Annotated in this window: 5 protein-coding genes; all 5 read right to left on the minus strand. The window is 39.4% G+C overall.

From position 1 onward, the window contains the following. Nucleotides 1–11: 11 nt before the first annotated feature. The 5 genes from CKF58_RS02170 to CKF58_RS02190 are packed head-to-tail and all read right to left on the minus strand — an operon-like array spanning nt 12 to nt 7,264. Nucleotides 12–2,333 (minus strand): Clp protease ClpP, encoded by a 2,322-nt coding sequence (locus CKF58_RS02170; RefSeq protein WP_222987661.1) that lies wholly within the window; start codon nt 2,331–2,333, stop codon nt 12–14. After that, entirely contained in the window at nt 2,314–3,852 is a 1,539-nt protein-coding gene (locus CKF58_RS02175; RefSeq protein WP_119530394.1) for a phage portal protein, read from the minus strand. Before CKF58_RS02175 ends, CKF58_RS02170 begins: the two co-directional genes overlap by 20 nt. A 9-nt stretch (nt 3,853–3,861) precedes the next feature. Further along, nucleotides 3,862–4,275: a hypothetical protein gene (locus CKF58_RS02180; RefSeq protein WP_119530396.1), complete on the minus strand. Its 414-nt coding sequence runs from the start codon at nt 4,273–4,275 to the stop codon at nt 3,862–3,864. Further along, nucleotides 4,276–6,546 carry a terminase gpA endonuclease subunit gene (locus CKF58_RS02185; protein ID WP_222987662.1) on the minus strand — a complete coding sequence of 757 codons (2,271 nt, stop codon included), beginning with the start codon at nt 6,544–6,546 and terminating at the stop codon, nt 4,276–4,278. Next, a complete protein-coding gene (locus tag CKF58_RS02190) occupies nt 6,533–7,264 on the minus strand; it encodes a hypothetical protein (RefSeq protein ID WP_119530400.1) in 732 nt (243 codons plus the stop codon). The genes CKF58_RS02185 and CKF58_RS02190 overlap by 14 nt, the downstream gene beginning before the upstream one ends. Between the last annotated feature and the right edge of the window lie 420 nt (nt 7,265–7,684).

Consider the following 7,684-nt stretch of genomic DNA (forward strand, 5'->3'; position numbering starts at 1 on the left):
TTTAAGTGCTCCTAGTTAGCTTTAAGATAAACGATCTCTTCAGGACGTGGGATAAACACAACGAAATCTAAACGTGTGCGTACTTTACGGTTTTTCTCTGCGTCAACTTCGACTTCAGCATTAACAGTAACGCCATTTCCAAAGGTATATAGTTCTACTAATCCCTCTGGAATGAAGAATAGTTCATTCTCTCCACCATTTAAGGCTTTAGTCAATGCAGGTAAACCACCGTCATAGATAGGCTCAACGTAGTTAAAGAATGGGTTGTAATCGTGGAAACCACTACGCTCTTCACCCTCACGGCTTGGTTTGTACTGGTTAAATAATAAAGAATCCACAGTTACACGTAAATGAGCAGGTGCAAGTAAATATTTTGGTTTTACGTTATACGGTGTACCGTTTACGTCTTTAAAGTTAGCATAAGCTTCATCTACCGCAAGAATACCAGCATAGTCCGCACTAGCGTCGATTTTCTTACCACCTTTATGCGCTTGCTCGATAATAGTGCGTAAGATAACCTCACGGAAGGTATTAGTAGCGTTATTAGCTAAGTTTTCAAGCTGTTGTAAGTAAAGGTTTACCGTACCTTTGTTGAGTGATTCAAAAGTGAAGTTTACCCCTTGTTTGTAGTGCAGTAATTTAACCGTTGCGTCTTTTAATTTACCGCTCATCATCGGAGTATCAGCACCCTCGGCAACTTGCGGGAATACGCCTACCGGAGTATCATTCCAGTAAATCTTCGTTTCATCAAAAGAGGCAACACTACGCGGGCTAACTACTCGGAAAACATTGTCAAGTACATAGGTACGACCAGCAGCAACCATTAAGTTAAGCATATATTGCGTAACTTGCTCAAAGTCTGACGTAGATAATGCTGCTAAGCCATTTCCTCGTGAAATATCATAGCCAGCGTTCTCAAGTAAATTAGTAACTACAGCTTCTAATGATTTATTATCTCTACGCGCTTCAGTAATACGTGTTTCCACGTCTTTATCAAAGCTCGGAATACATCTACTTGCTTCTAAGACTTGTGCTCTTAATCCACTGCGGTTTACAAATTCTTTGGTTAAAAATGCTTGCAGCAATTCAACAGGTTTTACCATGCTCTTATATCCCTTATTGGCTAATGAAATCTCGCTTTTCTCAATCTTGGTTTTTTCGTTATTGTCTAACAAGTCAAGGATTTTAACCTTAGCCTGATCCAACGTTATGTCATTAGCAATACATTTCTCGCGTAGCGCAGTAAGTTTTTTATCGCCAATACTACCTTTATATTTTGCAAATAATGCCGTTAGATCCGCCACACGCTTACGTTCAGCAATTAATGCCTTACGCACTCGTAAAGCTGCTTGAGTTTTGTCTTTTTTCTCGTCTTCTTCGTCTTCTTCGTCTTCTTCCTCGACATCTTCCTGATCTTTTAGCTCCTCATCGTCTTCGTCGTCGGTAGAGGTTTCTTTTTCTTCGGTGTCTTTGGAAGAGTTTTTTGTAGCTTTTTTATCCTCTTTTTCGTCATCTGTATTATCTACAGCTTGCTCTTTTTCTCTTTCCTTTTCTTTTTCTTTTTGGTCTTCTTTCTTCATATTCTCAACCACATTACTAAGTTTAAGTTGCTGTATGGCTTCATATTTAGTAGCTTCTTTTAGGTCTTTGTACAAAGCACAAATTGCTCGCATTTCCGCACGATTGTATAAAGCTACAGCATTTGCGTGTGCTAGTTGAACTAGCTCTGGCGTAGCGCTAACGTCTTTGGTTAATACTACGTTCTGATAGATACCTTTGGACGACTGGATAGTGTCACAAAGCCCTAAATCTAACAACTCATCGGCAGTATAAGGATGATCGCAACCATCGTTAACGTTTTCGGTTAATAGTTTTACTACTACTTCCGGATTAGGTACGTTTTTAGCTTGTACAGCTTCCTTGTAAGCGCTAATAATACGTTTATTCATATTTGCCATCAAGTCAGCGTATTCTTTCATGCCGATAGCTGTGAGAACCGTATTTTCAGCTGCTAAATTGCTAACGTTGATATTACAACTATGGATAATAATTTTAGCTGTAGGGCTCATAACTAACTCATCAGCCGCTAAGGCGATAACGCTAGCAATACTTGAGGCTTCAAGCCCTACTTTTACGGTCACTTTTCCAGCATGCTGATTAAACAAATCCCTAATCGCAAAGCCCTCATCAGCAAAGCCTCCAGGACTTGACAAAAACACAGTAATATCTTGTGTATTGTCGTCTAAGGTATTAAGGTATTCTTTTACTTCCAATGCTGTAAAATCGACACCGACAACCCCGACAAGTGCTAAATTATCTCGTTGACTGCTCATCATCTACCTCAATCTGCTCTTGATCGTCACTCTCATTACTATTAGCTGCTTCACTAGGGATTTTATTCATATCGTACTGTACGCTAAATAAATCTTCTAAGCCATTGTCAAGCATATAATCGCGCTCACTTGCAATATAGTTTAAGTTCTCATAAACATCAAAACCTTGCTCATTAGCTGCTTGTTGACGGGTAATAATGCCGTTTTTGATAAGGGTAACTGTAGCATTTGCGTCGTCAACCGGATTAATACTTTTCATTTGTGGAGTAGTAATAGTTACGTTATACGGATCTAAATAATCTTCCTTGTTAAGCTCTGGGTGGATTAGGAAGAAAAAGTCAACGAAAGCTTTATAAAGTAGCTTGTTAGCGTTAACTAATAAGTTCATCTTATCCGCAGTGCGTGCACTTGCGTAGATCATCGATTGTCGTGCCGCAGAATATGAACTTTCAAAATGGTTAGAGATACTTTCAGCATCTAAACCCACGCCGCTAGCAATAGTTCGTATTTGCGCTTTATAAAAGGCGTCGTAATTCGGATTGGTACGGTTTTGACCGGAATATACTTTATATTCGTAGCCTGTTGGCACTTTAAAGTAACTAATTGCCTCACCTAACGTATGCATTGCAATCTCGGCGTCTTCATCGCTGGTAATTGCGTCACGTTGCGATAGTTCTCCTAGAATTTGCGCTCCGATACTACTGTTCATGAGCTCGTTATAGCGATAATTCTCTAGCTGTGCTAATGCGGGAACAACGCTAGCATACACAGGTACGCCACGTAATTGGTTAGGTTCTCTTCGCTCAGCCAATTGGATAATATCTTGGGCTGGCACTCGGATCGTATGGGCATTATGAAAGATATCAGTGTCCACGACGAAGTTAAAATATAAGGGTGTACCATAATCATCTAGTTCAATAGGGGCTTTACTCCCGATAGCAATAGAGTTATACGGTAATCGATCCGCTGTCCACAATTTAAGCTTCATCTCTTTCTTGCGGAAATCTCTGATAATCTGGATAAAACAATCACCATCTCGAAGCCAACATTCCACTACGTAATTTAGAAACGCAGTAAAATTAAGATTACGGTTGTTTAATACTGGTTGCTCGCAAAACTTGGCAAACTCGTAATCTAGGAGAACCCCTAATTCCTTATCTACAGTTTGGTAATCTTTTAATGGAATAGGTTGCACGCCATAGCCATTCTTACCTACCAGCATTCCTCGGAATTGATGAAGAATTGAACGCGCAATTGGATTATTTGCTGCTAAATCCCTAGAGATTTGCATTAAAGCAAGTCCCTCTTGACTTAGCGTAACGTTAATATCTTGGTAATCAAATGACGGAGAGTAATAATCAGTACGTTGGATTGCTTTATGCAAGTTCAAAACGTATCGTCCATAACCACGGGCGTAATTAAGCAATCTCGCGGTTACTTGGCTCGTATCCGTCACTTGTTTACCTTTAGATTGTTTCACCTCTTTTACTTTAGGCTTAAAGAAATCAAAAAATCCCATCTACCTTCCTTACCGGAAATACCTAGTTTTCGTTATTGAGATGAAACGCCCACGATTGAGCATAGCTTGCTTACCGCTTACTACGTCCATTTGCTTAGCTAAATTAGAATAGGCAGTTTCATACGCTCGCTGAAGTCCCTCAACACCAGTAAACTCTAAGCTACTTCCTTCCTCGCTCATACTATGAACGTTGCCGTTTGATAAACGATCAGTTAAGCTTTTAGTAGTTTGATCGTATACAGCAAACAGATTTAAAAGGAAAGCTACTTTCTCTGGCTTACTAGCCTGATACTCTTTAACTAATTCACGCACTCGATCTGCAAGACTATCATGAGCTGTCTGGTAAAACTCAATTAACGTTTGCTGCCGTCGTAATTCAAAGTCAACTTCCGGTTGAGCCTCTAATTCTGTCTCTGTAGTCATCTAAATCCTGCTCTTTAATAATGAAAAACTAGTTTTACGCTTAGCTTTTATAACTTTTACCTGTGCCTTACCGCTTTTCTCTTTAGTTTCATCAGTAGTATTAGCTTTTGCTGAAGTATTATTTTTCGTAAAATAGCTATTAGTATTGCCCTTATAAGCAAGTTTTAACCAATCAGGTGGTACTTCCTTATCTAGCAAGGCTGGCACTTGGAAAAAGTCTATATACGCAGTTGCATAGGTGCACAAATCTAAGGCTTCGTTATGCAAATGAGCGGCTTTTTTAACATAACGTCCTTTCTCATTTCTTTCCTCGGCTTTTAGCTCGTTAAATAAGCTTTTAGGCAAGCCACTGTTGAAAGAAATGCTTAATTCATCTTCAGCAGGTCGTTGCAAGCGTGTTAAAAATACGTCTTTGAAGTAAGAAGCGATGATTTTAAAAAGTGGTACTCTTCGTTGGTACGATTTACTACGTGCGTCTCGTCCAATTGCATATTCAGCTACCTTACCACTTAAAGCACTAACCCCTTTTACCAGAAACAACTTATGACCGTTACCTTTGGCTACTTGTCTCTTGTAAAAAGTATAAGCATTTTCAGTAGTAGCCCCCTCACCTCCACTATCGCATAGCGTAATATGCGGTTTTAGGTAGATTTCTGGGTGTTTATCTATCTGAAGTTGATAATTCATTACCTCGTGTTCTATCGCTTCCCACTGATTACTCCCACGTACCCCTGCGTCTACTCGTTCACCACGCCAATCTTTAATACTGTAACGATCTACTACGTGTATTTTCTTGTCTTGTGTCACTGCAAATATTTGCACCACAAAGTGAGATTTCTCACCATTCTGTACGTCAACGCAAGCTATACACAATACTGTATTCTCTGGTGCAATACCTAAAGCAAAATCTGATGGAGTATCTTCTTTTGCTTCAACAATAGCTACCGCGTCTTGGTTACGTCTACTTACAAACGGGTCTCCGAACACAGTATTCACCACTACTTTTAGCGGGTTTTCATCACCTGTTTTCTCTAAAACTTCTTCTGCTTGCAAGTAACGGAAAACAATTTCCTCAAGCGTAATAAAGCCACAAGCTGGAGCTCTTAGCCAGAAACTTGCGAACTTACTATCAAGTGCTTGTCCGCTAATAACGCCGTTTTTATCAATAGTTTCACCCTGTTTTAACCATACGCCGTTCGGAATTAAACTATTAATACGGTCATGCTCAGTATGCAAATGCTTACAATGCGGGCATTTTACCCTTGCACTTTGCGCTCGGTCTTTAATTGTCTCTAAACTTTGATCCCAATAAATAGTATTAGGAGTAGCCCAAAAGTATTCTTTGCAATCCATGCATTGAAAATAATAACAACGTTTGTCCCCAGTTAAATACTCGGACGCTATGCCTGGACAAGCATGACAATCGTGTGGATCAAGACGCTGTTCAGAGTTAATTACTGCATAACCTGGAGAGCTCTCTATAACCGCCATACCATCAAAGCCGTAGGTCGTAATACGGGTATAAAATAGCTTCCAAGGAGAACCCTCGCCATCAATATCCAGTTGCATACGATCGCTATCAGTTAATACCACATATTGCACGGTCGTACTAGCTGCCGCTGATACCGTTGGAGCACGGATAAGTACCCAGCTGCCTTGGCGCGTTTTAATTTGCTGTAAGTTCGTGTCAGTATCTTTACCAGTAAGCAAACATTTTAAATCCGGACTACTATTTACAGTGGGGTGAAACTCTTTTTTTGCCCATTCTAGAGCTTTTTCTCCGTTCATTTGCACGACCATAATATCGCGGCTTGTATACATTGCATAAGAAGCAAAGCCGTTAACCAATGCTTGCGTTTTCCCAGATCGGGCACAACCCATAAAAATAATGCCGTTATACTGACGACTGTTTAATAAATCCACAGGTTCGCGCATATAACTAACCCTACCATCAATTTGGAAAGGTTTTGATGATGAACTCTTATCCGGTATACGTAAAATTCGCGACAAAGTGGCACTTACAGGCTCACGTGGCGGTGGTTTCATTACCTCAATGGCAGCACTGAAAATATCGTATAAACTAGTGAGCGGGATATAGGTATTTAAGTTGAAAGATTTGTCAATCTTCTTAGGTTGAGCGACAAGGAACTCTTTTGCTTGTTTGTCAAGGCGCTTTTCAGCCCGCTCTTCTTCTAGTTCAATCTGATCGAAAGGAGTGAGTACATCTAGTTGCTCCAGATCTATTTCATCTAGGTGTTTAGTCTTCCCCATCTTCTTCCTCATCAGTGTCAGGTTTAATTACTTCATACGGAGCAGTTGCATATATACTTAAGCCACGACCGCGAACTGTACTTTCTACGCTGATCTTCTCACCCTCTACTAGGCGGATTTTCTCGGCGAACTCCTTTAATTTAAGGTAAAGTCCTAGGTTAACGTCATGCATATGCTCATCTACACGATCTACTACTTTTGATGAAAAACCAGCTTCTTTCATTAATTGCGGTATTGCTCCTAATTGGATTGCAATCTCACTTAATAGATTAAATATTAATCGTGACACATCATCGGCATTAATCAGCTCTTTCATGAGAATCTGTAACTTAACATAGGTCAAAGCACTATCCTGTACAGTCTTGAAATAAGCAGGATCTCGGCGGTGTACTTCCCCATATAAGGACAGATCCATGCCGGTATTCTCATCGACAAAAGGATCGTCAAGGCTATTACGTTTAGCCTTATTTATAGTTTTTCTTCCATCGAAAGTCTTACAGTATTCTAGAAACCACTCTAGCAGTGCTTGTAGCTCGAAAGCATTATTCTTAACATCTACATTAGCTACCTTTTTCAAGTTACTTTTTACTGTACGATGGTCTACATTTAAGGCATTAGCAACAGTTTGACAGTTAATAGTTGGTAGATGATCCTGTATCTTCGTCCTTACGCCTGTATTTTGTTCGATTTTACTAGTTGGCTCATCCTTATTTTGCATTATTTACTGTCTCTTCTAGTTACTCATTCGTGTATGCCTATTTTCGCCATTGATAGGTAAAACTTATCAATAATTTTTTATAAAAAATTGAGAAGTTTTTATCATTGATAGGTTTTATTTATCAATAATTTTCTAGACCTAAAAAAGGTGTAAAATTTAATTTTCCAGATAACCTAAAATGAAAAAAATTTGATGAAAAAATTGAACCAAAAATGACGTTTTTGGACAAAAATTTGACAAAAATATGCAAAAAAATGCAGAATTCCGTGTTTACGACAACAAATTAGCAATTTTTGCCACATACCCCACTCGTTTGAAGTCAGATCTCCAGGCAGATTGCCGCGCGAACGACCGATCTGACCGGAAAGAACCTAAAGACAGAGGGGTGCTTTTATAAAAATTTATTGATAAGTAAAACCT

It is taken from the genome of Psittacicella hinzii, from assembly GCF_003585935.1.
Taxonomy (GTDB): domain Bacteria; phylum Pseudomonadota; class Gammaproteobacteria; order Enterobacterales; family Psittacicellaceae; genus Psittacicella; species Psittacicella hinzii.